This is a genomic window from Glycomyces rhizosphaerae (assembly GCF_042647865.1).
GTDB classification, from domain to species: domain Bacteria; phylum Actinomycetota; class Actinomycetes; order Mycobacteriales; family Micromonosporaceae; genus Glycomyces; species Glycomyces rhizosphaerae.
The window spans coordinates 205,313-230,251 of record NZ_JBHRWO010000007.1; the positions used below are offsets into that span (position 1 = coordinate 205,313).

A 24,939-nucleotide genomic window follows, 5' to 3' on the forward strand; every position below is an offset into this window, starting at 1 on the left:
CACCGAATGGAACCGCCGTTGTACGGTGAGTGCCGAATGCCCCTGAGTCCCTGGGAAAGCAATGGTGGCCCGCAGAATCCGACCGCAAGAGCGCCGCCGACGGTATTGGCCCGACGTGCCCCTGCGCTCCAGCACCCGTCGCATCCTCGCCCTGGTCATCGCCGTCGCGTTGACGGCCGGCGCCGCAGTCGTCCTCGGGCGGTGGACGATCGCCCGCGGGTATGCCGATGAACCGGTCGAAACGGTCCGCGCGTTCTTGGAGGCCTCGCGGGACGGCAATGTGGACACCGCGCTGGCGATCGCACTGAACGAGCCGAAGGGGCGCACCGACTTCATCGCCCCGGAGGCGATCAGCGGGGACTGGGAGATCACCTCGCTCGGACTCCAGATCTGGTCGCCGGACGCCGGCTCCGCGGTGGTCTTGGCGACGATCACGGGTCCGGAGGCGACGGCCGTGACCGAGGAGTACGAGTTGGATCGCATCGATGGTGCATGGCGCATCAAGAATGCATTCGCCGAGCTGGACATTTCGCAGCCCTTGCTCCCTTACTTCGAGATGAACGGCCACTCGGTGCCGGTGGAATCGGAGGCCGGCGTCCTCTCCTTCTCGTTCCTGCCCGGCGTCTATCAGCCTTACCGGGAAGCGTCGCCGGATGTCTTGGAATCGCACAGCGCACCGGTGATCGTCTTGGGCGACACGGTGTTCGGGACCGGAACCGGGGGCGGGCAGTTCTTCAATCTCGCGATCATGGTCGCGGCCGAAGACGCGGTGAACGAGCGCCTCGCCGCCTACCTGGACGACTGCATTTCGGCCGAAGGCGGGCCGGAACGATTCGGCTGTCCCTTCGGCCTCCCGGACCGCCGGGTCGATGACCACCTCGGCGACGAGGGCGACGACTTCGAGAAGGCCTGGGAGATAACGACATATCCGCGGGCTGCGCTCACCAGCCTGGGCGGCGTCGCCACCTCGACCGAAGAGATGATCCTCGCCACGAGGGAACCCGGGATCGCCCGGCTCACCGTGACCAATGAAGACACCGGCGAGGAGGTCGTGGTCGACTGCGGTATCCCGCTGGAAGCCTTGTACCCGTATTTCGGTGCGGACGGCAGTTTCGGGATCGGCCCGAACGAGGACCCCGAGGGAGCGTCGAGCGGCAAAGCGACGTGGTGGGACTCCGACTTCGACTCCGGCTGCGAGGACGCCGGATGAGCCGAGGATCGCGCAGGTCTACGAAGGCGCCGACCGGATCCGGCGGATCGTCATAGCCCGGGAACTCCAGCGCGGGCGTTCTAGCGGCCGTGATGAAGTGGGTCCGGACCGTTCACCGGTCCGGGCCTTTTCTGTTACCTTGCGGGGCTTACGCACTCGGCGTCCGGTCGATTAGGATTCGGGCATGAGTGAACCTCTGCACCATTCCCCCCAAGGCCGCAAGCGCAAGCTGACCGCTCTCGCGCTGTCCCTCATGAGCGCCCTCGGGCTCCTGGCGTTCGCGCCCGGCGCCGCGCAGGCCAGGGCCGTGGCCGACCACTGCGTCGTCAACCTCAGCACCGACGAGATCACCTGCGCCGCAACCCAGTCGAAGGCCTTCGCCGCTGACGCGGCCGCCGCCGAAGAGGTCGGCATCCAGTCGGTCACGCTGATCACCCTGTACGACCGCACGAACTACGACCCCGCCGGCGGCACCCGCTCGTTCGTGGCCGACGGCAGCTACACCTGCTCCGCTGCGTACTCGCCCGTCGAATTCAGCGTGGACTACCTGGACGCGGCCAACTGGAACAACCGCGCCAGCTCGGTGCACACCTACCGCTCGTGCGACATCAAGCTCTGGGACACCGTGACCCTGTCCGGCGCCTCCTCCACCTGGATCGACAACCTCGCCAACCTCGACACCATCGGCTGGGCCAACCGCGCCGGCTCCTACCAGATCAGCTAGCCCCCGAACACGGAAAGGCCCGGACCGATCGGTCCGGGCCTCTTCGTTGTCTGCTTAGGCTTCGGCCTCTACGGGTTCCGCTGCGGCCTTGCGCTTCGGCGCGACCAGCACGAGTGCCCAGGCCGCCGCCAGTGCGAGGTACAGGGCCGTCACGACGGGCCACGGGACGCTGAAGTTCCCCAGGAGGGTGCGCAGGTTCAGGGCCACCACGAGCATGCCGATGGTCGAACCCAGTTTCGCCGTGGGGATCTTGCGGGTCAGCCACGCGGCCAGCGGCGCGGCGGCCATGCCGCCCACCGCCATGCCGATCACGACCGGCCACAGCACCGTCAGCGTCTCCGGTACGGCCATCCAGAAGCCGAGTACCGCTGCCGCGGAGGCGAACACCTGCGCGGTCGAGACCGAGCCGACCACGCGGTGCGGCTCGAGGCGCGAGGTCGTGAGCGTGATGGGCATCGTGACCGGGCCCCAGCCGCCGCCGCCGACGGCGGCGAGGAAGCCGCCGACGAGGCCCGTGGGGATCGCGAAGCCGGAGCGGATCGGGCCGTGGCCCGCGCCGCTGCCTTTCATGAAGCGCCACACGATGACCACGCCGAGCGCGATGAGGATCGCGCTCGTCACGGGGGTGGCCGCGTCGAGCCGGGTCAGCGAGGCGAGCGCCCAGGCGCCGGCGAAGCCGCCGACCGCGCCGGGGATGCCGAGCTTCAATGTGGTGGGCCAGTGGACGTTCTGGAGCCGGTGGTGCGAGACCGCGCTGACGGCGCCGGTGGCGATCGTCGCGACGTTCACCGAGGCCGAGGCCACCGCCGGGGCGATGCCGAGGCCGAGCAGGAACGTCATCGTGATGGTGCCGAAGCCCATGCCGAGGCTGCCGTCGACCAGTTGGGCTACGAAGCCCGCTGCGACGGCGGAGAGGATGGTGGTCGCGAACAGCACGCGGGGCTCCCTCGGATTCAAACGGCCTTGAAATAGTCCACTAAATCAATAGGACTTGTCAATGACTGCCCACGCTTCGAGACGCGGCAGCGCGACGGATTTTCCGACACCCCGCCAGCGCCAATCCGTCCCGACATCATCCCCCGTCCCTGCAACCCCGCCTCCTCACACCGGTGCCGTTCGCTTTTGGAGGCCTCCGCCACCCGGTCAGGGGCCGGATGCGACACCCGAGACGAGGGTCATAGCGTGGACGAACAGACCTGGTTACTCTCGTGTAGCCCGCCATTCACCTGGCAGTCCACGGCGACGCACGCGCCGCCGCACCAACCCGAGGGCCTGCGCACCAGACAGGCGCCTTAATGCAGAGGAGCATTCGATGGGTAAGAAAGTCACGGTCGTCGGCGCCGGATTCTACGGCTCCACCACCGCCCAGCGCCTGGCCGAGTACGACGTGTTCGACGAGGTCGTCCTCACCGACATCGTCGAGGGCAAGCCCGAGGGCATCGCCCTCGACATGAACCAGTCCCGCACCATCGAGGGCTTCGAGACCAAGGTCGTCGGCGCCACCACCGACAACGAGGGCAACGGCTACGAGAAGACCGCCGGCTCCGACGTCATCGTCATCACCGCGGGCCTGCCGCGCAAGCCCGGCATGAGCCGCATGGACCTGCTCGAGGTCAACGCCCGCATCGTCCGCGGCGTCACCGAGAACCTCGTCAAGCACTCCCCGAACGCCGTCATCATCGTCGTCTCGAACCCGCTGGACGAGATGACCGCGCTCGCGCAGCTCGCCTCGGGCTTCCCGAAGAACCGGGTCCTCGGCCAGGCCGGGATGCTCGACACCGCGCGCTTCACCAACTTCGTGGCCGAGGAGCTCCAGGTCCCGGTCAAGTCGGTCACCACGCTGACGCTCGGCTCGCACGGCGACACCATGGTGCCCGTCCCGAGCCAGTCGTCGGTGGACGGCAAGCCGCTCGCCGACCTGCTCCCGGCCGACAAGGTCGAGGAGCTCGTCACCAAGACCCGCAACGGCGGCGCCGAGATCGTGGCGCTGCTGAAGACCGGCTCGGCGTACTACGCCCCGTCGGCCGCCGCCGCCCGTATGGCGAAGGCCGTCGCAGAGGACTCGGGCGCGGTCATGCCCGTGTGCGCGTGGGTCGACGGTGAGTACGGCATCTCCGGCGTCTACCTCGGTGTCAACGCCCAGATCGGCGCCGAGGGCGTCAAGAAGGTCGTCGAGACTCCGCTGCAGGACGACGAGCTCGCGAACCTCAAGGAGGCCGCTGAGGCCGTCCGCGCGAAGCAGGCGGACGTGGCCGGGCTGTAACCCGCCGTTCCTTTCCTGTTCAGGGGCGCCCGTTCGCGGGCGCCCCTGTTCTTTTCCGTCCTGTAGTGCGGTATCGGTTTCGTGGGGTTCATTCCGGTCGCTAGGCTTACGCCCGTGACCGCCGCAGACCAGCGCCGCACCGAGGCCGCCCCGGAGGCCTGGCGGCCCTTCGTCCTCAAGCGGCCGCGCTCGTGGATCCCCGAGATCGCCCTGGCCGTCGCGTTCGTGGCCCTGACGATCCCGCTCGCATGGCCCAGCCCGCTGGTCGACCTCGACGTCTGGATCCGCGACGTCTCCGACGCCAACCGCCCCTACTGGGCGTACGTGGTCACCGTCCAGACCAACCGGCTCGGTCAGGGCGGCCTGCTCGGCGGCATCGCGCTCGGACTCGCGGCGATCCTCGCCTGGCGGGGCCGGAACGTGCGCCCGCTGGTGGCCTTTCTCGTCACTTACGGCATGGCCGGCGCCGTCCTCGTCCTCAAATACACGCTCCCGCGCATCTACCCCCACTGGCCCGACGTCACCCGGCCTCCCTACGCCGACGCCGCGCAGTCGGTCCTGTTCTCCGGGCTCGAACCTTACGGCGCCTACCCGTCGGGGCACGTGCTCAACACGATCGTCTGGTACGGCTTCATCGTGTTCCTGGTCGGCGCGGGCTGGAACCCCTTGGTGCGGCGGCTGTTCCTGATCCTCCCGCCGATCATCGTCATCTTCTCGACGACGTATCTGGGCTGGCACTGGTTCACCGACACCCCGGCGGGATTCTTCATCGGCGTGGTCATCCTCCGCACGGTGCAGCGCATCCCATGGGACACAGTGGCATTGCCGATCTGGCTCGAGCCCGAGCGGCGTTATCGCTAGCCGGTTCCGGCAATATTCGGGCTGTATCTTCTAGGCATGCCCACTCCGCCGCGAGACCGGCCGCCCCTCCAGCGCCGCCTCGGCCTCCCGTCCGCGATCGTGATCGGCCTCGCCTCGATGCTCGGCGCGGGCGTCTTCGCCGTCTGGGGCCCGGCCGCGCTCGCCGCCGGATCGGCCCCCGGTCTGCTGGCGGCCCTTGCGATCGCCGGGTTCATCGCGTACTGCAACGCCCGCTCCTCCGCCCGCCTCGCCGCCCTGTACCCGCAGGCCGGCGGGGCGTACGTGTACGGCACCCGCCGCCTCCGTCCGGCCGCGGGCTTCGCGGCGGGTTGGGCGTTCCTGGTCGGCAAGACCGCCTCGGCCGCGGCGATGGCCCTGACTCTCGGCGCGTATCTGCTGCCCGACCATCCGCGGGCGCTCGCCGCCGCGGCCGTGGTCGCCTTCTGCGCCATCAACCTCTTGGGGGTCAAGAAGACCGCGGTCGCCTCGGCCGTCTTCGCCGCCATCACCCTCGCCGTGCTCGCGGCGATCGTCTTCGCCGGTCTCACCGGGCCGGTGACCGCGCAGCCGCTGGGCGACACCCACTACTGGGGCGTGCTCACCGCGGCCGGGTTCCTGTTCTTCGCCTTCGCCGGGTACGCGCGCATCGCGACCCTCGGCGAGGAGGTCACCGATCCCGAGCGGACCATTCCGCGGGCCGTGCCGATCGCCTTGGGGATCACGTTCGCCGTGTACCTGCTCGTCGCCGTCACTCTCTTGAGCGTGCTCGGCGCGGGGACGCTCGCCGCATCGACCGCGCCGCTGGCCGACCTCGCCGGCGCGAGCGCGCCCGCGATCAAACCGGTGGTCGCGATCGGCGCGGGCGTCGCGGTCGCGGGGGTCCTCTTGAGCCTGCTCGCCGGGATCGGGCGCACCGCGCTGGCGATGGCGCGCGACCGGCGGCTCCCGGGGGGTCTGGCGGCGGTCTCCCATCGTTTCGGGGTGCCTTGGGCGGCCGAGCTCGCCGCGAGCGGCCTCGTCCTCGTCGTGGTGTCCACACTGGATCTGGCGGGCGCGATCGGGTTCTCCAGCTTCTGCGTGCTGGTCTACTACTCGGTCGCGAACGCCTCGGCCGTCACCCTCGACCGGCGCGCCCCGCTGCCATGGCTGGGGCTCGCCGGGTGCCTGCTCGTGGCCGCGAGCCTGCCGCTGTCCTCAGTGCTGGGCGGCCTGGTCGTCTTCGCGGTGGGCGCGGGCTGGTTCGCGCTCACCGAGCGTCGCGCCCGCAACGCGGACGCCTAGCGTCCCTTCGCGAACGGGCGAGGTGTCAGCGCTCGGCGCGGCGTTGATCTCGGGCGGCCCTGAGCCTCCGGACGACCGCGGGCTGCTCCGCGGCCGCTTCCGGATGGTCGATGAGCCGCGCCAGATGCTGGTAGTACCGCTCGGGGGTGAGCTCCAGCTCGTCGCTGATGGCCTGCGTCTTCGCGCCCGACGCCCGCCACCAGCGCGCTTCGAACGCGAGGAGCCGCGACTCCAGCGAACTCAGCTTCGTCTCCGGTTCGCGCGGTTCCCGCTGGGGCGCGGGCTGCTTCGGCGGCGCCTCCCGTGCCGGACGGGAGGCTTCCTGCGGCCCGCGGGCGGGTCGCGGTGCCGGCACGAACTCCTCGTCACCTCCCTGGCGCGCACGCGAAACGGACTGGGCGGGGCGATGGGCGGGAGGCATGGGGTACTCCTCGTAGATGTACGGCTCCGCGAGCGGTCGCCGTGACTGTGGATTCACGGCTCCGCGAGCGGCGCTGTGCCTATTCGATCCAGTCGATGAGGTCCGCCACCGAGTCCTTGACGTGGTTCGGCCGGAAGGGGTAGCGCTCGACTTCTTCCATAGTGTCAGTGACCCCCGACAGAACGAGGACCGTCTCGAGCCCGGCTTCGAGGCCCGACAGCACGTCGGTGTCCATGCGGTCGCCGATCATCACCGTGGTCTCGGAGTGGGCTCCGATGCGCCGCAACGCGTTCCGCATCATCAGCGGGTTCGGCTTCCCGGGGAAGTACGCCTCGGAACCGGTCGCGGCCGTGATCATCGCCGCAACCGCGCCGACCCCGAGCATGAGGCCCTCGGGGCTCGGCCCGGTCGTGTCCGGGTTGGTGCAGATCAACCGCGACCCGGACTTAACCAGCCGCACCGCCGTGGTGAGCGCCCCGAAGTCGTAGCGGCGGGTCTCTCCGAGTACCACGTAGTCGGGCCGGTAATCGGTGAGCACGTAACCGATCTCGTGCAGCGCCGTGGTCAGGCCCGCCTCGCCGATGACGTAGGCCGAGCCCTTGGGGCGCTGCGACTGCAGGAAGTCGGCGGTCGCCATCGCCGAGGTGTAGATCGACTCGACCGGCACCTGCAGCCCGGAGTTCTTCAGCCGCACATGCAAGTCGCGCGGCGTGTAGATCGAGTTGTTCGTCAGGACGAGGAACCGCTTCCCCGCCGACTGCAGTTTCTCGATGAGTTTGTTGGCGCCGGGCACGGGCACGCCCTCATGGACGAGCACGCCGTCCATGTCCGAGAGCCAGCTGTCGAAGGGTCCAGGTGTAGTCATCTCAACATCTTGCCATCGCATCGGGAAAACGACGAGGACCGGACGTAAAGTGATGCCCGTGGAGACGGCATTGACGGCCGTGCTCGTCATCGCCGCAGGCGCCATGGCGGGCGCACTGGGCTACTGGACCATTCGAACCGCGAGGAACAAATGAGCGAGCGCGAAGTACCCGAGGAGTTCGCCTCGACCTTCCAAGAGGTCGAGCCTTACCCGTTCGAGGAGACCGACAACCTGCGGCGCGGGCCGAACCTGCACGACGATCTGCTGCCGCTGCTGCCCCTGGTCGGCCGCTGGCGCGGCCGGGGCCAGGGCGGCTACCCCGGAACGGAGGACTTCCTGTACGCCCAGGAGGTCAGCTTCCTCCACGACGGGCGGCCGTTCCTGCGCTACCACGCCCGCTCCTGGATCATCGACGCCGACGGCAAGGCCGTGCGCCCCGCTGCGCAGGAGACCGGCTGGTGGCGCGTCGTGAAGGGCGGCGACCCCAAGCGCCCCGAGGTCGAAGTGCTCCTGTCCCACCCCACGGGCATCCTCGACCTCTACTACGGGCACGTCGACGGCACCCAGATCGAGCTCGCCACCGACGCCGTGGTGCGCAGCCCCCAGGCCAAAGAGGTCACCGCCGGCAAGCGCCTCTACGGCATCGTCGAGGGCGCCCTCATGTACGCCCAGGAGATGGCCGCCGAAGGCAAGCCCCTGAGCCCCCACCTGAGCGCCAGCCTCAACCGCGTCGCCGGATAACGGATCAGAAGTCGCCCGGCCAGAGGTCGTCCTCGACCTTCTGGGCGGGCTTCTTCGTGCGCACGGTCGCGGTGACCGGGCCTTCGCCCGCTTTGAGCAGCAGGTCGAGGATCGCGACGGCGCCCTTCTTGTGCAGGGGCTCATTGCCGTTGCCGCACTTGGGGCTCTGGATGCAGCTCGGGCAGCCGAGGCGGCACTCGCAGCCGGCGATGGCCTCCTTCGTGGCGCCGAGCCAATCCGTCCACTTGCGGAACGCCTGCTCGGCGAAGCCCGCGCCGCCCGGGTGGCCGTCGTAGACGAAGACCGTCGGCAGCTCCGTGTCCATGTGGGCCGCCGTGGACAGGCCGCCGATGTCCCACCGGTCGCAGGTCGCGATCAAGGGCAGGAGCCCGATCGACGCGTGCTCGGCGGCGTGGAGGGACCCCGCGAGGTCCGTGATGCCTTCCAGCGCTTCCGGTTCCACCGTCCACCAGACCGCCACGGTGCGGAGCGTCTGCGGCGGGAGGTCCAGGGCCTGGGTGTCGATCACCTCGCCCGAAGGCAGCCTCCGGCGCTGGTAGGAGATCACGTTCGAGGTGACCTCGACCTCGCCGAGGCACAGCTGCACGTCGCCCATCTCCAGGCGCTCGCGTTCGGCGAGGACTTCCAGGTGGGTGATCTCCTGGGCGCTCGTGGTCCACGGCGGCTTCGCCGCGTGGACCAGCGCCACACCGTCTTCCAGATCGAGGTCGTCGACGATGAACGACTCGCCCTGGTGCAGGTACAGCGCGCCACGGTGGACCAGGCGGTGCGAGGCCGCGGCGTCGATCGTGCCGATCAGCCGGCCCGTGTTCGTCTCCGCGATGTCCACGCCCATCGGACCCGAGCCGCGGAGGGTGACCTCCGGGCGCTCCGAGCCGATCCAGTAGTAGCGGCCCCCCGGGCGCTTGCGGAGCAGCTTCTGCTCGCAGAGCTGTTCGGCCACTTCACGACTGCCCGGGATCGCGTCCAGGTCGGCGTCCTTGAGCGGGAGCTCTTCGGCGGCCAGGCACAGGTGGCCCGCCAGGACGTACGGATTGGACGGGTCGCAGACGCTCGCCTCCACCGGGCGGTCGAATATCGCCTCCGGGTGGTGCACCAGGAACGTGTCCAGCGGGTCGTCCTTCGCGAGCATCACCGCGAGCGCCTCGGTGTCGCCCCGCCCCGCGCGCCCGATCTGCTGCCAGAACGACGCCAGCCGGCCCGGATACCCGCACAGCAGCACCGCGTCGAGGCCCGTCACGTTGATGCCCAGTTCGAGCGCGTTCGTGGTGGCGACGCCCAGGAGTCTGCCTTCGCGCAGGTCCGCCTCCAGGTCCCTGCGGTGCTCGCGCAGATAGCCCGCGCGGTACGCCGCGATGCGGTCGGCCGCCGGGTCCGCCCCGAGCCGGGACTTCGCCTCCGCCGCGACGATCTCCGCCCCTCGCCGGGACGGGACGAACGCGAGGGTCCTGACACCTCGGCGCACCAGCTGCGCCAGCATCCGCGCGGTCTCCGAGAGCGTGGAGGCCTGCTGCGGTTCGCCGTCGATCTCGTAGGTCACCGGCTCCCACAGAGCGACCGTGGCCCCCGGCGACGGCGAGGCGTCCTGGGTCACCGCCACCGCGGGGCGGCCGGTGAGGACCGACAGGGACGCGGCCGGGTCCGCCGCCGTCGCGCTGGCCGCGATCACCGTGGGGCTCGCGCCGTAGTGCTCGGCGAGGCGCAGGAGCCGGCGGAGCGTGAGGGCGACGTGGGCGCCGAAGACGCCGCGGTAGACGTGGCATTCGTCGACCACGACGTACTCGAGGTTCTTGAGGAGCGAGCGCCACATGCGGTGGCGGGGGAGCAGCGAGTGGTGGAGGAGGTCCGGGTTGGACAGGACCAGGTTCGCGAAGCGCTGCGCCCACTGGCGGTGCTCGAACGGCGTGTCGCCGTCGACGATCGCCGGGATCAGGCCCGGGACCGCGAATTCGGCCACGGCTCTCGCCTGGTCGGCCGCGAGTGCCTTCGTCGGCGCCAGGTAGAGGGTCCTGCCCTCGCCTTCGGCGGCGGCTTCCGTGAGAAGGGGGAGGAGGTAGGCGAGGCTCTTGCCCGACGCCGTGCCGGTCGCCACGACGACGTCGCGGCCCTCGAACGCGTGCGTGGCGGCCTCGGCCTGGTGCGGCCATGGCCGCGTGATCCCGGTGTCCGCCAAGGCGTTCCGGACTTCTTCCGGCACCCACTCGGGCCATTCGGTGCGGACCGACTCGCGCGGCGGGAGGCGGCGCAGATGGCGCAACCCTCCGTCCTCCGACTGGAGGGCGGCTATGAGCTGGTCGATGGGCACCGTCCAATGATGCCGCAGCCCACCGACACGAACGCCGCCAGCGAACGCGAGATTCTCGGCGCGCCCGCAATCCGGTCACACGCTCCCGGCTCCCCTCCAGTGGGAACGCAGTACGCTTATGGGCCAAGACACAGTGTTTTGCAGGCACTGCGGAGACGGTTGCGGCCTACTCACGGCTCGCAGGCCTCCTCGGCGACGCGTGCAAGCCGGAACTTTGACGAGCCAGGACGGGAGACGGCGTGAGGGGAACATCAGGCGACGGCGCGGCCGAGCCCGAGTTGGGGCTCAGCCTCTCCGAGGTCGGTGAGTACGCGGTCATCAGCGTGACCGGCGAGATCGACATGTACACCGCTCCGCAACTGCGCGAAGCCGTACGCCAGCTCTCCTCCGAGGGCCGCCTGCGGGTCGCGATCGACCTCACGCCCACCGAGTTCTGCGACTCGACCGGCCTGGGCGTGCTCATCGGGGCGCGCCGCCGGCTCTCCGACTCGGGCGGCAGCCTCGTCGTCGTGTGCGCCAACCCGCGCATCCGCAAGCTCCTGGACCTCACCGGACTGGACAAGGTGCTCGACGTCCGGGAAGCGGTGCCCGGAGAGTGAACGGCTCCAAGCACGACCGCTCTGGGGGACGAGTCGAGGCGGTGACCGTCCAGTTCGCCTTCACCCCCGCCGCCGCCTACGTCCGCGCCGCCCGTCTGGTGGCCGCCGACGTGGCCGCGCACGCGGGGGTCGCCACCGGGCTGCTCGACGAGGTCCGCCAAGCGGTCGGCGAGGCGTGCACGCGCGCCGTGCTGCGGCACCGCGACCGGGGCCTCGACGACCTTGTGCGCGTAGAGTTTTCGATCGGTGATCGTTTTGTTGCGAAAATCACGGACAACGCGCAGGATCTGCGCGCGCGCCCGAGCGGCCGGATCGGCGCGGGCGTCGGCGGCGGCGCCCCGCGCGCGAACGACGACGAGGCGATCGAAGAGGACACCCTCTCGGAGGAGATCACCCTCATCGTCCTGGGCGGACTTGTCGAAGACCTGGTCGTGACCGGTCCGGACGCCAACGGCGGCACGACGGTCAGCATGAGCTGGCCCCTGCCCGGATCGGGCTCCGCCGCCGATCACTGAGGCCTTGGCCACCCGTTTCGGCAGGCGTGACCATCCCCACTCGCAAAGCCCTCACATCGTTACACTCCGCACGTTAAGTCTGCCGGGCCGCAAGCCCGGCCCCGGCCGCGCCGTCCTACCCGTCCCGCGGCCCCTACGTGTTCGCGATACCTGGTCCCCGGTGCCCCGTGGGCCGCATGGCGAAGCTTGCGAGCCATGAATGTGTACTGATGGAGGAACTACATGCATACGTTGCTCGCCAACGGCGACGAGGGCGTAAGTGAGCTCGCGGGCTCGAACTTGAGCCTTGTCGTGGTCGCCGCCGCGCTCGCGCTGGTCGCGCTCGGAGGGGCCGCCGCGCTCGTCAAGAGCATCCTCGCGGCCGGCACCGGCACTGACAAGATGCGGGAGATCTCGGGGGCCGTCCAAGAGGGCGCCTCCGCCTACCTGCGCCGCCAGTTCCGCGCGCTCGGGATCTTCGTCGTCATCGCCGTGGTCCTGCTCTTCCTGCTGCCCGCCGAAGGAGGCACGGACGTCCGGATCGGACGCAGCGTGTTCTTCATCGTCGGCGCCCTGTTCAGCTCGTTCATCGGCTGGGCCGGCATGAACATGGCCACCCGCGCGAACGTGCGCGTGGCGGCCGCGGCCCGCGACGGGCAGCCGACCACCGCGATGCACCTGGCCTTCCGCACCGGCGGCGTGGTCGGGTTCCTCACCGTCGGCCTCGGCCTGCTGGGCGCCTCGGTCGTGGTGTTCGTCTACAACGGCGACGCCCCGGTGGTCCTGGAGGGCTTCGGCTTCGGCGCCGCGCTGCTCGCGATGTTCATGCGCGTCGGCGGCGGCATCTTCACCAAGGCCGCCGACGTCGGCGCCGACCTGGTCGGCAAGGTCGAGCAGGGCATCCCCGAGGACGACCCGCGCAACCCGGCGACGATCGCCGACAACGTGGGCGACAACGTCGGCGACTGCGCCGGCATGGCCGCCGACCTCTTCGAGTCCTATGCGGTCGTCCTGGTCGCCAGCCTCATCCTCGGCCGCGCCGCGTTCGGCGAGACCGGCCTGGTCCTGCCGCTGCTGGTCGCCTCGGTCGGCATCGTCTGCGCCATCATCGGCGTCATCATCACCCGCATGCGGGCCAGCGACGCCTCGGGCCTCACCGCGATCAACCGGGCGTTCTACCTCTCCGCGGTCGTCTCCGCGCTGCTCACCGTCGCCGCCGTGCTCTGGTACGTGCCCTCCAGCTGGTCCGAGCTGGGCACCGGCATCGATGACGCCGGCATCCCGGTCAACCCGCAGGTCTTCGCCATCGTCGCGGTCATCATCGGCATCGCCCTGGCGGCGGTCATCATGGCGCTGACCGGCTACTACACCGACACCCGCTACAAGCCCACCAAGGGCGTCTCGGCCGCGACGCGCACCGGCGCGGCCACCAACATCCTGTCGGGCTTCTCGCTCGGCCTGGAGTCGGCCGTCTACACCGCGCTGTGCATCGCGGCCGCCGTGCTCGGCGCCTACCTGCTCGGCGGCGGCGAGATCCTCGTCAGCCTCTTCGCGGTGGCGCTCGCGGGCTGCGGCCTGCTCACCACCGTCGGCGTCATCGTCGCCATGGACACCTTCGGGCCCATCAGCGACAACGCGCAGGGCATCGCCGAGATGTCGGGCGACGTCGAAGGCGACGCGGCGCGCACGCTCACGGACCTGGACGCCGTGGGCAACACCACCAAGGCCATCACCAAGGGCATCGCGATCGCGACCGCGGTCCTGGCCGCGACCGCCCTGTTCGGCTCCTACACCGACGCGGTGGCCGCCGAAGGCCTCATGGGCGAGGCCCTGCTGGCCACGCTCAACATCGCCGACCCGGCGAACATCGTGGGCTTCATCATCGGCGCGTCCGTCGTGTTCCTGTTCTCCGGCCTCGCCATCAACGCCGTTGCGCGTTCCGCCGGCGCGGTCGTGAACGAGGTCCGCGACCAGTTCGCGCGCTTCCCCGGGATCATGGAGGGCACGCAGCGGCCCGAGTACGGCCGCGTGGTCGACATCTGCACCCGCGACGCCCAGCGCGAGCTGGTCACCCCGGGCCTGTTGGCCATCACCGCGCCGATCGCGGTCGGCTTCGGCCTCGGCGTCGGCCCGCTCGCCGCGTACCTCGCGGGCGCGATCGCCTGCGGCGTGCTCATGGCGGTCATGCTGGCGAACTCGGGCGGCGCCTGGGACAACGCCAAGAAGGACGTCGAGGACGGCGCGCACGGCGGCAAGGGCTCTGAGGCCCACGCCGCGGCCGTGATCGGCGACACCGTCGGCGACCCGTTCAAGGACACCGCGGGCCCGGCCATCAACCCGCTGCTGAAGGTCATGAACCTGGTGAGCCTCATCATCGCCCCGGTCGTGGTGGTCTACACGGTCGACGGCGTCGGCGAGCACGCCGACGGGCCCGTCCGCTGGATCATCACCGGCGTCGCCGTGGCCGTCCTGGTCGCCGCGATCGTCGTCTCCAAGCGCCGATCCGCGGTGGTGGATGCGGGGGAAGCCAACGCCCCGGAACAGCGTGAGTCGGTGAAGGTCGGCTAACTGTTCTGGTCGAGTCCCGAGTGTGCCCCCGGCCGACAGGCCGGGGGCACACGTATGCCGGTTCCGTGGAATCGTCATATCTGTCGGATACGGTGTGTTCATGCGATTGCGGCATCGTTTTCGGATTTACCCCAGTCCTACGGAGGCTGACTCGCTTGCCAGGGCGCGCGAGGTCGCAGAGGGGTCGCTGCCCGACAACGGCAGGGCCGTGGGCCTGGATCTGGGGCCGACCTCGTTCACGACCGACTCGAACGGTGGCAAAGTGCCGGCGCCGCAACCGCTTCGGGCCGCCGAGCGCCGACTCGCCCGAGCGCACCGGGCACTGGCGCGCAAACGACCCGGATCGGCCAATCGGGAGAAGGCGCGATCCGCGGTCGCGGCGCCGCACCCCGCGGTGTCGGGCACGCGCACCGACCGGCTGTCTTCCAAGATCATCAGCGAGAACCAAGCGGTGGTCGTCGAAGACTTGTGTGTGAAGGGGCTGGCACGAACGCGTCCGGCGGAGTGTCCATGATGCCGCCTGGAACAGGTTCACCCGGATGCTCGAATACAAGGCGGCCCTCTATGGTCGGGAAGTCATCAAGATCGACCGGTTCCTGCCGTCGAGCGGACTTGCTCGTCTTGCGGGGCGGTCGGAGCTCCGAAACCGTTGCATGTCCGCTCGTGGGCGTGCCAACATTGCGGCGTTCTCCATGACCGGGACGTCAATGCAGCCAAGGTCATTCTCGCGGCGGGGCTCGCCGAGAGGGAAAACGCCTGTGGAGCGGAAGAAGACCTGGTAGCGCCTCTGCGCGGTCAGGCATCCGTGTAATCCCAAGCTCGGCATCCGGCCGGGGACTGGACTGAAGCAGGAATCACCGCTGCCGTGAGGCAAGCGGCCACAGTATGGTGGAATCCGCTCCGTAAAGGGGCGGAGAAGGTCAACGTAACGAATCGAGTGCAAATTCCGAGGGAATGGTGGGAGCAGTGGCCGATCTTAAGCGCCTGGTCATCGTGGAGTCCCCGGCGAAGGCCAAGACGATCGCCTCCTATCTCGGCCCCGGCTACATCGTCGACTCCTCGCTCGGGCACATCCGGGACCTTCCGCGCAACGCGAAGGAGATCCCGGCCAAATACAAGGACAAGGCCTGGTCGCGGCTGGGCGTGGACGTCGACAACGACTTCGCGCCGCTCTACATCGTCAACCCCGACCGCTCGGCCCACGTCAAGAAGCTCAAGGGCTACCTCGCGGAAGTCGACGAACTCTTCCTCGCCACCGATGAGGACCGCGAGGGGGAGGCCATCGCCTGGCACCTGCTCGAGACCCTGAAGCCGAAGGTCCCGGTCAAGCGGATGGTCTTCCACGAGATCACCCCGCAGGCCATCGCCGAGGCCGCCGCGAACCCGCGCGAGCTCAACCAGGACCTCGTCGACGCCCAGGAGGGCCGGCGCATCCTCGACCGCCTCTACGGCTACGAGGTCAGCCCGGTCCTGTGGAAGAAAGTGATGCCGCGCCTGTCCGCCGGGCGCGTCCAGTCCGTCGCCACCCGCCTGGTGGTCGAGCGCGAGCGGGCCCGCATGGCCTTCCGCACCGCCGACTACTGGGACATCACCGCGAACCTCGCCACGGACGACGACCAGCAGTTCAAGGCGACCCTGATCGCCGTCGAAGGCGACCGCGTCGCCACCGGCAAGGACTTCGACGCCGCCACCGGGCGCGTCAAGGGCAACGTCGTGCACCTCGACGAGGCGGGCGCCCGCGGGCTCGCCCAGCGCCTCGAGGGCCGCGACTTCACCGTCCTCAAGGTCGAGAAGAAGCCGTACCGGCGCAAGCCGTACGCGCCGTTCATCACCTCGACGCTGCAGCAGGAGGCCGGGCGCAAGCTCCGCCTCTCCAGCGCCCAGGTCATGCGGGTCGCCCAGCGGCTCTACGAGAACGGCCACATCACCTATATGCGGACCGACTCGACGAACCTGTCGAACACCGCGATCAACGCCGCGCGCGCCCAGGCCGCCGAGCTCTACGGCGCCCAGTACGTGCCCTCCGAGCCGCGCCGGTACGCGCGGAAAGTCAAGAACGCGCAGGAGGCGCACGAGGCCATTCGGCCCTCGGGCGACCGCTTCAAGACCCCGAACCAGCTCAAGAGCCAGCTCTCCGCCGAGGAGTACCGGCTGTACGAGCTGATCTGGCGGCGCACGCTCGCCTCCCAGATGGTCGACGCCACCGGGAACTCGACGTCGGTCCGCACCCGCGCGACCACCGCCGATGGCGAGCAGGCCGACTTCGGGGCCTCGGGCAAGACCATCACCAACCCGGGCTTCCTCCTCGCCTACGTCGAGTCCATCGAGGACGGCGACGCGGACGACGCCGAGAAGCGCCTCCCCGAGCTGGCCGAGCGCCAGCACCTCGCCGAGCGCGGCCTCGAAGCGGCCGGGCACACGACCCAGCCGCCCGCCCGCTACACCGAGGCGAGCCTGGTCAAGGCCCTCGAGGAGCGCGGCATCGGCCGGCCCTCGACGTACGCGTCGATCATGCAGACCATCCAGGACCGCGAGTACGTGTTCAAGAAGGGCCAGGCGCTCGTGCCGGCCTTCCGCGCGTTCGCCGTGATCGGCCTCATGGAGCAGCACTTCCCGCGCCTGGTCGACTACGACTTCACCGCGGGCATGGAGAACGAGCTCGACGAGGTCGCCGCCGGTCACGAGCAGCGCGCCGAGTTCCTCCGCAAGTTCTACTTCGGCGGGGACGACAAGGAAGGGACGGTGGCCGCCTCCGGGGGGCTGCGGAACCTGGTCGAGCAGGAGCTCGCCAAGATCGATGCGCGCGAGGTCAACTCGATCGCGCTGTACACGGACGAGAAGGACCGCCGGGTCGTCGTCCGCGTCGGCCGCTACGGGCCCTACCTGGAACGCACCAGCCCGGCCCAGGCTGAGGCGGGCGAGCCCGGCGAGCGCACCTCGGTGCCCGACTCGATGGCGCCCGACGAGCTGACCCCGGCGAAGGTCGAAGAGCTGTACGAACTCGGCTCCGGCGAGGGCGAGCTCGGCAAGCACCCCGAGACCGGGGAGCCCGTGCTCGCCAAGAGCGGGCGCTACGGGCCGTACGTCACCAGCGGCGAGAAGTCCTCTTCGCTGCTGACGGGCCAGAAGCTCTCCGAGCTGACCCTTGAGGACGCGGTGCGGCTGCTGACGCTGCCGCGCCTGGTGGGCAAGGACGCCGAGGGCGAGGAGATCCGCACCGGCCTCGGCCCGCACGGGCCCTACGTGAAGAAGAACCGCGACTTCCGCTCCCTCGAGAGCGAGGAGCAGTTGTTCTCGCTGACCCTGGAAGAGGCGGAGAAGCTGCTCGCGCAGCCGAAGTCGCGCGGGCGCCAGCAGCGGTCGCAGGCGCTGCTCAAGGAGCTCGGCCCCGATCCCGTCACGGGCAAAGAGGTCTCGCTCAAGGACGGCCGCTTCGGCCCGTACGTGACCGACGGCGAGACGAACGCCTCGATCCGCAAGACCGACTCGATCGAGGACCTGACCATCGACCGCGCCGCCGAGCTCCTCGCCGAACGGCGGGAGAAGGTGGCCTCGGGTGCGGTGCCCGCCAAGAAGACGGCGAAGAAAGCGGCCACGAAGGCCGTGAAGAAGTCCGCGGCCAAGAAGGCCGTGAAGAAGTCCGCGGCGAAGAAGACCACCGCTAAGAAAGCAGTGAAGAAGACCGCGGCGAAGAAGGCCGCCAAGAAGACCGCGAAGAAGGCTGCGCCGCCCAAGTCCGAGTAGCGCGGGTGAGTAGCGCGATCAGTGGTGCACGAGTGGCGTCAGTGTCGCTCGTACGACTGAGAAATCGACGAATCGAAGCTTGTTGATTTGCCCTTATATGTGGCTTATCTGACATCGCCATGCCTCTCGCCACGCCTGGGGCCGAACTGCCCCCCTAAGGTTCAACCTTCCGTAAACTAAATTCCGCGGGGATGCAACCCGGGGCGGGGGCTGGCGCGTCAAAGCAATGCGGACGGAGCTCGACGTCGAGCATCCACTGTCTGTTGTGGCTGAAGACGGCAATTCTTCGAAAGCGAGTTTCGAGTACATGCGAATCACATTTCTGGTCAGAAACATCTATGGCATCGGCGGGACGATCAAGACCTCCATCAACACCGCTGAAGCCCTGGTGGAGCTGGGCCACGACGTGACCATCGCCTCATTCGTGAAGCACAAGGCGAGCCCCGCCTTCGCCATTGACCCTCGCATCAAGATCGTCGATCTCTGGAACGTCAGAAAGCCCGAAAACGGCGGCGACCGACTGTCCTTTATCGAGCGCTGGCAGGCGAAGCGGCCTTCGTTCCTCGACGCCGACCAGGTGAACAACCAGGGTGAGTCGTCGAAACTCCTCGACATGCGGGTCAAGAAGTACCTGGAGAAGCTCGACACCGACATCGCGATCGGCACCCAGATCTCGGTGAACCTGTACATGGCCGCGTACGGCCGCCCCGAGCGGTACGCGATGGTCGCGCAGGAGCACATGTACCTCGACAGCTACCGGGCGAACATGCGCAAGCACATCACCGCGCAGTACCCCAAGCTCGACGCGATCGTCACCATCACCGAGGCCGACGCCAAGTCCTACCGCGAGGCGTACCCGGAGCTCACCGACAAGATCGCCTGCGTCCCCAACTCGATCCCGGCGAACCCCAACCCCCCGTCGACGCTGACCGAGCCGGTCATCATGACCGCCGGGCGCATGACGGGCATGAAGGGCTTCGACATCCTCATCCATGCCTTCGCCCTGGTCGCCGACGAGTTCCCCGAATGGAAGGTCAAGATCTTCGGGCGCGGCCGCGACCGCAAGAAGCTCGAGGAGCTCATCAAGGAGCACGGCCTCGAAGGCCGCGTCGAGATGCCCGGCCCGGTGACCCCGCTCGACGCCGAATGGGGGAAGGCCTCCATCGCGGCCATCCCGTCGCGGTTCGAGCCGTTCGGGCTCGTCATCGTCGAGGCCATGGCCGCCGGGCTCCCGGTGGTGTGCACCGCCGTCAAGCACGGCCCCATCGAGATCATCGACACCGAGGAGAACGGCCTCCTCGTCGAACCGCAGAAGCCCGACGAGCTGGCCGAGGGGCTCCGGCGCCTCATGGCCGACCCGGAGCTGCGGCGCAAGCTCGCCGACGGCGGCATGAGCACCGCCAAGCGCTTCGAGCCCGGCGAGGTCGTCGGCCTCCACGTCCGGCTGTTCGAGAAGGTCCTCAAGGCCCGCGCCTGAGACCCGAGGCGACGCGCGGGCCCGCTGGGTCCGCGCGTGCCTCCGGGAACGTAGATTGGTCCGGCAGACGACCGCCGACCAGCAGGAGACCCAGCCGTGCCCGAGACGCCACCAGTGATCGCGGCGGTCCTCGCCGGCGGCCAGGGCTCCCGCATGGGCGCGGCGGTGCCGAAGCAGCTCCTGGAGGTCGCGGGCAAGCCGATCCTCCAGCACACGCTCGAGGCCTTCGAGGCGTCCGTCGTCGTCGACCGGATCGTGCTCGTCATGGCCGAAGGCCACCATGAAGCGGCCCACGCCATAGCGAAAGCCGCTAATGTGACAAAACTCTCGGCCGTCGTCGACGGCGGTGCGACGCGCGCCGACTCCTCCGTCGCCGCGATCCGCTGGGCCCAGGCCCAACCCGGCGTCGGAGCGGACGCGAAGCTGCTCCTCCACGACGCCGCCCGCATGCTCGTGACCGGCCGAATCATCGCCGATGTCGCTGCGGCCCTTGACGAATGCGCGGCCATCACCGCCGCGATCCCCTCTTCCGACACGATCGTCGAGGTCGAGGACGGGCGCATCACCGCCGTACCGGACCGCGCCCGGCTCGCCCGCGTCCAGACCCCGCAGGGCTTCCACCTCGGCCTCATCAGCGCGGCCCACGCCGAAGCCGCCGCCGACCCGCACTTCACGCCGACCGACGACTGCTCGGTGGTCCTGCGGTTCCGCCCCGACGTCCCCGTCCGCACCGTCGCGGGCTCGATGCGCAACCTCAAGGTGACCGAACCCGCCGACCTGGCCGTCGCCGAAGCGCTACTGCGCCAGTGACCCGGTCACCCGCCGTCCATGGCGCGCGACAGTGCGCACTATCTGCGGATTCATGTGTGACCCCGGCGTAAACCTCGCGTTGGGCCATGCGTCATGGGACGTTCAGCTAGGTAAACTGCACCAATCCATTCTCCAAACCGAACGAGGTGGCACTCGACATGTCCACGAACATCGTGATCCTCGCGGCCGGCGTCGGCTCCCGGCTCGGCAAGCCGCACCCGAAACCGCTGACGCCCCTGAACACCGGCGAGACCATTCTCGGCCGCTCCCTGCGCCTGCTCACCTCGCGCTTCAGCCGCCACTCCATCCACCTCGTCGTCGGCTTCAAGAAGGAGATGATCATGGAGGAGGTGCCCGACGTCGGCTTCATCTACAACCAGGCCTACGGCGACACCAACACCTCCAAGAGCCTCCTCAAAGCCTTCAACATCCTCGGCCCCGGCGGCGTCCTCTGGCTCAACGGCGACGTCGTGTTCGACCCGGGCGTCCTCGACGTGCTCCTCCCGCACATCGCCATGGACCGCTCTTTCATCTCCGTCAACACCGCGAAGGTCTCCGACGAAGAGGTCAAGTACACCCTCGGCGCCGACGGCTACATCAACAAGCTCTCCAAGAAGGTCTCCGACGGCGCGCTCGGCGAGGCCGTGGGCATCAACTACGTCTCGGCCGACGACCGCGCGCTGGTCGCCAAGCGCCTCGCCGAGGTCGACGACCAGGACTACTTCGAAGGCGGCATCGAGCTCGCCATCGAGAAGGACGGCCTCAAGTTCGAAGCCGTCGACATCTCCCAGCACAACGTCATCGAGGTCGACTTCGCCGAAGACCTCAACAGCGTCAACCAGGCGTTCAAGTAAGGGTCCCGCAGGCGTGACCACCTCGACAGACACTGCGCGGTGCCTCGGCACCGCGCTCACGAACCCAGCCGAAGGCCCGGTACGTTGAAGAAACTGCTCAAGTCGCTGCCGATCTGGCTCAACCTGCTCTCGGTCGCGGCCGTCGTCGCGGCGGTCGCGTTCGCGGACCTCCCCTGGATCACCCTGCTCATCGCCGTGGCGGTCTTCGGCACCATCACGTGGAAGGTCCCGGACGCCCTCATCAGCATGAGGATGGCCCGCACCATGACGGCGCTGGCCGTGCTCATCACCGCCTGGAACCACGGCGGCCTCGACCGCTGGCCGTTCCTCGCCGCGGGCGTCCTCGTCACGCTGTTCATCGTCGGCGCCGACACGATCGCCAAGGCGCTCAACGTCGGCTACCTGCAGACCAGCAACCTCGACATCGAGCGCTCCACGCGCGAGCGCTGGTCCACCCCGCCCGCCATCGGCCTCGTCATGAACTGGCTCACCATCGTCTACGCGATCGGCGCCTGGCCCTACGGACCGCTCGGCACCGCCACCGACCTCGCGCTCGCCGCCGTCACCGTCGCCGCCGTCGGCTGGACCGGCATCGCCGTCCTCGGCGGCTACTTCCACCGCAAACGCGAACCGCACCCCGTCGACGGCCGCGTCATGACCGCCGTGACCCGGCTCCAACCGAAGTTCGTGATCCACTTCGCCGGCGCCCGCGAATCCGAATACCAGCTCAACATGTGGCTGCCGTACTTCGAGCAGGTCGGCGACCCCTACCTGATCCTCATCCGCGACCGCTACCTCTACGACGAGATCGCGGCCCGCACCAGCGCCCCCATCGTCCTGGTGCCCGCCCAGTCGGTGCTCGACACGATCCTGCCCGAGAGCGTCCGCGCCTGCTACTACGTCAACCACGCGGTCAAGAACGCCCAGCTCATCAAGCTGGACAACTACATCCACGTGCAGCTCATGCACGGCGACTCGGACAAGGCCATCAGCCGCAGCCCCGTCTCGCTCATGTACGACCGCGTGTTCGTCGCCGGCCAGGCCGGCATCGACCGCTACCACCGCCACGGCGTCGACATCCCGAACTACAAGTTCCGCAAGATCGCCCGACCGCAACTCCACGACCTCAAGGTCGGCGAGCGCGACAAGATCGAGGGCGCGCGCCCGGTGGTGCTCTACACGCCCACCTGGACCGGCCTGACCGCCGACGTGAACTACTCGTCCCTCAAGGAGGGCAAGCGGATCGTCGAGGCGGTGCTCGCGCGCGACGTGACGCTCATCTTCCGCACGCACCCCTACACCAGCACCAACGCCGCCTACCAGGCGCTGGCCGACGAGATCAAGGCCGTGATCGCGGCCGACGCCGCCAAGACCGGCCGCGCGCACCTGTGGGGCGCGCAGGCCGAGACCGAGGTGGGCCTGACCGACTGCGTCAACGCCGCCGACGTGGCGATCTCGGACATCAGCGGCACCGCCTCCGACTGGATCTACAGTGGACGACCGTTCGCGATGACGGACCCGAAGGGCTTCAAGGACGCCTACCTGGAGGAGTTCCCGCTCGCGAAGGCCGCGTACCTGCTCGACCCGGACGCCGGGAACATCGAGAAGGTCCTCGACGAGCTGCTGGTGACCGACTCGAAGGCCGTGCTGCGCGCCGAGATCCGCGAGTACTACCTGGGTGACGTGGCCCCGGAGGACCTGGTGCCGCTGTTCGTCGAAGAGGTCAAGGCGACCTATGCCGAGCCGGTCCACAAGACCGCGACCGGCGAGTCCGCGCTGGTGGCCGCTTAGCGCCTCCGAATACTGCTTCAAGGGCCCAGCCGTTTCGGCTGGGCCCTCCGTCGTCTCCGCACGGCCGTTCCAAATTGATTTGCATTCTTTTGTGATTCCTGCAACCGAATCGCCGTTGAATGCGTCTCTTCTTCAGCTTGCGTTAACCCCTCATTCACAAATGTCTGCTTTGGGAGTGGAGATGTCCCGATTGTGGAGGCAGCGGTATGAGATCCTCGCGATCGCAGCGGTCATCGCCGCAGCCGCCCAATTGCCCCTCGCCGCCTACGCCCTCGCCGCGGTGGTGCTCGTCGCGACGACCTGGTCCCCCCGGGAAGACCCCATCGTGCGCACGGCGAAGCTCTTGTCCGTCTGCGCCGTCCTCGTCGTCGCCTGGCCCGTCGAACCTCCGCACTGGCCCCTGATCACCGCCTGCATCCTCGCCGCCGGCTACTTCTCGGTCTCGAGCATGGTCCGCACCGCGCTCGGGCTGTCCCATCTGGAGACGGTCAACCTCGATGTGCGGCGGTCGTTCGCGCAGCGCGCGGCCGAGCCGCGGCTGGTGCTCTCCGTGGCCGGCGGGGCCTCGGCCCTCCTGCCGTTCGCCGCGGCCGCGCCCGACGCCGTCCGACCGGTCACCGACGTCGCGGCCCTGGTCGCCGTGCTCGCGGCCCTGGTGTGGACGGGCACCGCGGTCCTGGCGAACCTGCGCCGCCGCATGCGTGAGTCGCACCCGATCGACCACGCCGTGGTCGCCGCCGTCGAAGCGCTGCAACCGAAGTTCATCGTCCACTTCGGAGGGGCGCGGCTCTCGGAGTACCAGATCCAGATGTGGCTGCCGTACTTCGACAAGATCGGCGACCCGTACCTGATCCTGGTGCGCGACGCCCACCTGATGCGCGGCACCGCCGCGTGCACGAGCGCCCCGATCGTGCTCGCCCCCGGCCAGTCGGTGCTCGACAAGCTCCTGCCCGCGAGCGTGCGGGCCTGCTTCTACTCCAACCACGCCCAGAAGAACACCGCGCTCGTCCGGCACGGCGAGCTGCTGCACATCCAGCTCATGCACGGCGACTCGGACAAGGCCATCAGCCGCAGCGCCCTGGCGCTCATGTACGACCGCGTGTTCGTCGCCGGGCGGGCCGGAGTCGACCGCTACCTGCGCCACGGCGTGGACATCCCCGAGCACAAGTTCCGCGAGATCGGCCGCCCGCAGCTGCACGACATCAAGGTCGGCGCACGCCCCCGCGCCGAAGGCGAGGCCCCCGTGGTCCTCTACGCGCCCACGTGGACCGGCTTCACCGAGGACGTGAACTACTCGTCCCTCAACGAGGGCAGGCGGATCGTGGAGGCGCTCATCGCCCGCGGCGCGTCCGTGATCTTCCGGACCCACCCCTACACGCGCACCAACGCCGCCTACCAGGCCTTCGCCGACGAGATCCGGTCGCTGCTCGCGGCCGACGCCGCGAGCACCGGCCGCCCGCACCGCTGGGGCCCGGCCGCCGAGTCGGCACTGTCCCTCGCCGACTGCGTGAACGCCGCCGACGCGGCCGTCTGCGACATCAGCGGCGCGGCCTCCGACTGGCTGTTCTGCGGCCGCCCCTTCGCGATGACCGACCCGCGGGGCCTGCGCGACGGCTACCTGGAGGAGTTCCCGCTCGCGAAGGCCGCGTACCTGCTGGAGCCGGGCGCGGGCAACGTCGAGGCCGTTCTGGACGACCTCCTGGAGGCCGACCCGAAGGCCGTGCTGCGCGCCGAGACCCGCGAGTACTACCTGGGCGACCACGCCCCCGAAGACCTGTTCGCGGTCTTCACCGAAGCGGTGCGCGAGACGTACGCCGAGCCGGTCGAGAAGACCCGGGAGATCGCCGAACTCGCCGCCTGAGAACAACGCCGAGGCCCGTGACGCGATCGCGTCACGGGCCTTCGGTCTG

20 protein-coding genes and 1 pseudogene are annotated in these 24,939 nt (G+C 69.3%); 17 read left to right on the top strand and 4 right to left on the bottom strand.

All coding sequences use genetic code 11. From position 1 onward, the window contains the following. The first annotated feature begins 115 nt into the window (after window positions 1-115). Both ACFO8M_RS07745 and ACFO8M_RS07750 read left to right on the top strand, forming a co-directional pair. The gene (locus ACFO8M_RS07745) at window positions 116-1,210 is read left to right on the top strand and encodes a hypothetical protein (RefSeq protein WP_387972861.1); all 1,095 of its coding nucleotides are present in this window, start codon (window positions 116-118) and stop codon (window positions 1,208-1,210) included. Between the two features lie 184 nt (window positions 1,211-1,394). Further along, a complete protein-coding gene (locus tag ACFO8M_RS07750; protein WP_387972864.1) occupies window positions 1,395-1,934 on the top strand; it encodes a hypothetical protein in 540 nt (179 codons plus the stop codon). A gap of 54 nt (window positions 1,935-1,988) precedes the next feature. Here the strand turns inward: ACFO8M_RS07750 and ACFO8M_RS07755 are convergent, their stop codons facing one another. Next, complete coding sequence (locus ACFO8M_RS07755) at window positions 1,989-2,870, bottom strand: sulfite exporter TauE/SafE family protein (protein WP_387972867.1); 882 nt, start codon at window positions 2,868-2,870, stop codon at window positions 1,989-1,991. Window positions 2,871-3,246: 376 nt separating this feature from the next. Here ACFO8M_RS07755 and mdh point away from each other — a divergent pair, with 376 nt between their 5' ends. The 3 genes from mdh to ACFO8M_RS07770 all read left to right on the top strand — a co-directional run bounded on the left by mdh (window position 3,247) and on the right by ACFO8M_RS07770 (window position 6,339). Continuing rightward, window positions 3,247-4,197 carry a malate dehydrogenase gene (mdh, locus tag ACFO8M_RS07760; RefSeq protein ID WP_387972870.1) on the top strand — a complete coding sequence of 317 codons (951 nt, stop codon included), beginning with the start codon at window positions 3,247-3,249 and terminating at the stop codon, window positions 4,195-4,197. A 114-nt stretch (window positions 4,198-4,311) separates the two neighbouring features. Beyond that, complete coding sequence (locus ACFO8M_RS07765) at window positions 4,312-5,058, top strand: phosphatase PAP2 family protein (protein ID WP_387972873.1); 747 nt, start codon at window positions 4,312-4,314, stop codon at window positions 5,056-5,058. 36 nt (window positions 5,059-5,094) lie between these two features. Continuing rightward, window positions 5,095-6,339, top strand: a complete 1,245-nt coding sequence (locus tag ACFO8M_RS07770; RefSeq protein ID WP_387972876.1) for an APC family permease — start codon at window positions 5,095-5,097, stop codon at window positions 6,337-6,339. Between the two features lie 25 nt (window positions 6,340-6,364). Here the strand turns inward: ACFO8M_RS07770 and ACFO8M_RS07775 are convergent, their stop codons facing one another. After that, window positions 6,365-6,760 (bottom strand): DUF3263 domain-containing protein, encoded by a 396-nt coding sequence (locus ACFO8M_RS07775; RefSeq protein WP_387972878.1) that lies wholly within the window; start codon window positions 6,758-6,760, stop codon window positions 6,365-6,367. A 79-nt stretch (window positions 6,761-6,839) separates the two neighbouring features. After that, complete coding sequence (locus ACFO8M_RS07780) at window positions 6,840-7,625, bottom strand: HAD-IIA family hydrolase (protein WP_387972881.1); 786 nt, start codon at window positions 7,623-7,625, stop codon at window positions 6,840-6,842. Between the two features lie 150 nt (window positions 7,626-7,775). On the opposite strand from ACFO8M_RS07780, the gene ACFO8M_RS07785 reads away from it, so the two are divergent. After that, window positions 7,776-8,366 carry an FABP family protein gene (locus ACFO8M_RS07785; RefSeq protein ID WP_387972884.1) on the top strand — a complete coding sequence of 197 codons (591 nt, stop codon included), beginning with the start codon at window positions 7,776-7,778 and terminating at the stop codon, window positions 8,364-8,366. 4 nt (window positions 8,367-8,370) lie between these two features. Here ACFO8M_RS07785 and ACFO8M_RS07790 read toward each other — a convergent pair whose 3' ends face one another. Further along, window positions 8,371-10,692, bottom strand: a complete 2,322-nt coding sequence (locus ACFO8M_RS07790) for a DEAD/DEAH box helicase (protein WP_387972887.1) — start codon at window positions 10,690-10,692, stop codon at window positions 8,371-8,373. A 239-nt stretch (window positions 10,693-10,931) separates the two neighbouring features. On the opposite strand from ACFO8M_RS07790, the gene ACFO8M_RS07795 reads away from it, so the two are divergent. The 11 genes and pseudogenes from ACFO8M_RS07795 to ACFO8M_RS07845 all read left to right on the top strand — a co-directional run bounded on the left by ACFO8M_RS07795 (window position 10,932) and on the right by ACFO8M_RS07845 (window position 24,890). Beyond that, entirely contained in the window at window positions 10,932-11,291 is a 360-nt protein-coding gene (locus tag ACFO8M_RS07795; RefSeq protein WP_387972890.1) for an STAS domain-containing protein, read from the top strand. A gap of 41 nt (window positions 11,292-11,332) precedes the next feature. Continuing rightward, window positions 11,333-11,806 carry an ATP-binding protein gene (locus ACFO8M_RS07800; RefSeq protein ID WP_387972893.1) on the top strand — a complete coding sequence of 158 codons (474 nt, stop codon included), beginning with the start codon at window positions 11,333-11,335 and terminating at the stop codon, window positions 11,804-11,806. Window positions 11,807-12,028: 222 nt separating this feature from the next. Then, the gene (locus ACFO8M_RS07805) at window positions 12,029-14,353 is read left to right on the top strand and encodes a sodium-translocating pyrophosphatase (RefSeq protein WP_387972896.1); all 2,325 of its coding nucleotides are present in this window, start codon (window positions 12,029-12,031) and stop codon (window positions 14,351-14,353) included. A 100-nt stretch (window positions 14,354-14,453) separates the two neighbouring features. Then, complete coding sequence (locus tag ACFO8M_RS07810) at window positions 14,454-14,867, top strand: transposase (RefSeq protein ID WP_387972898.1); 414 nt, start codon at window positions 14,454-14,456, stop codon at window positions 14,865-14,867. A 19-nt stretch (window positions 14,868-14,886) separates the two neighbouring features. Continuing rightward, window positions 14,887-15,164: pseudogene (locus ACFO8M_RS07815) on the top strand (zinc ribbon domain-containing protein); the annotation flags it as partial. A 143-nt stretch (window positions 15,165-15,307) separates the two neighbouring features. Then, window positions 15,308-18,097 (top strand): type I DNA topoisomerase, encoded by a 2,790-nt coding sequence (gene topA / locus ACFO8M_RS07820; protein WP_387972900.1) that lies wholly within the window; start codon window positions 15,308-15,310, stop codon window positions 18,095-18,097. 307 nt (window positions 18,098-18,404) lie between these two features. Continuing rightward, complete coding sequence (locus ACFO8M_RS07825) at window positions 18,405-19,574, top strand: glycosyltransferase family 4 protein (protein ID WP_387972902.1); 1,170 nt, start codon at window positions 18,405-18,407, stop codon at window positions 19,572-19,574. Between the two features lie 96 nt (window positions 19,575-19,670). Next, window positions 19,671-20,384, top strand: a complete 714-nt coding sequence (ispD, locus tag ACFO8M_RS07830) for a 2-C-methyl-D-erythritol 4-phosphate cytidylyltransferase (protein WP_387972905.1) — start codon at window positions 19,671-19,673, stop codon at window positions 20,382-20,384. Window positions 20,385-20,542: 158 nt separating this feature from the next. Continuing rightward, the gene (locus tag ACFO8M_RS07835) at window positions 20,543-21,238 is read left to right on the top strand and encodes a phosphocholine cytidylyltransferase family protein (RefSeq protein WP_205328286.1); all 696 of its coding nucleotides are present in this window, start codon (window positions 20,543-20,545) and stop codon (window positions 21,236-21,238) included. An 84-nt stretch (window positions 21,239-21,322) separates the two neighbouring features. Beyond that, the gene (locus tag ACFO8M_RS07840; protein WP_387972908.1) at window positions 21,323-23,029 is read left to right on the top strand and encodes a CDP-glycerol glycerophosphotransferase family protein; all 1,707 of its coding nucleotides are present in this window, start codon (window positions 21,323-21,325) and stop codon (window positions 23,027-23,029) included. Between the two features lie 181 nt (window positions 23,030-23,210). Beyond that, window positions 23,211-24,890, top strand: coding sequence for a CDP-glycerol glycerophosphotransferase (locus ACFO8M_RS07845; RefSeq protein ID WP_387972911.1), 1,680 nt, complete (start codon window positions 23,211-23,213; stop codon window positions 24,888-24,890). Window positions 24,891-24,939: the final 49 nt, after the last annotated feature.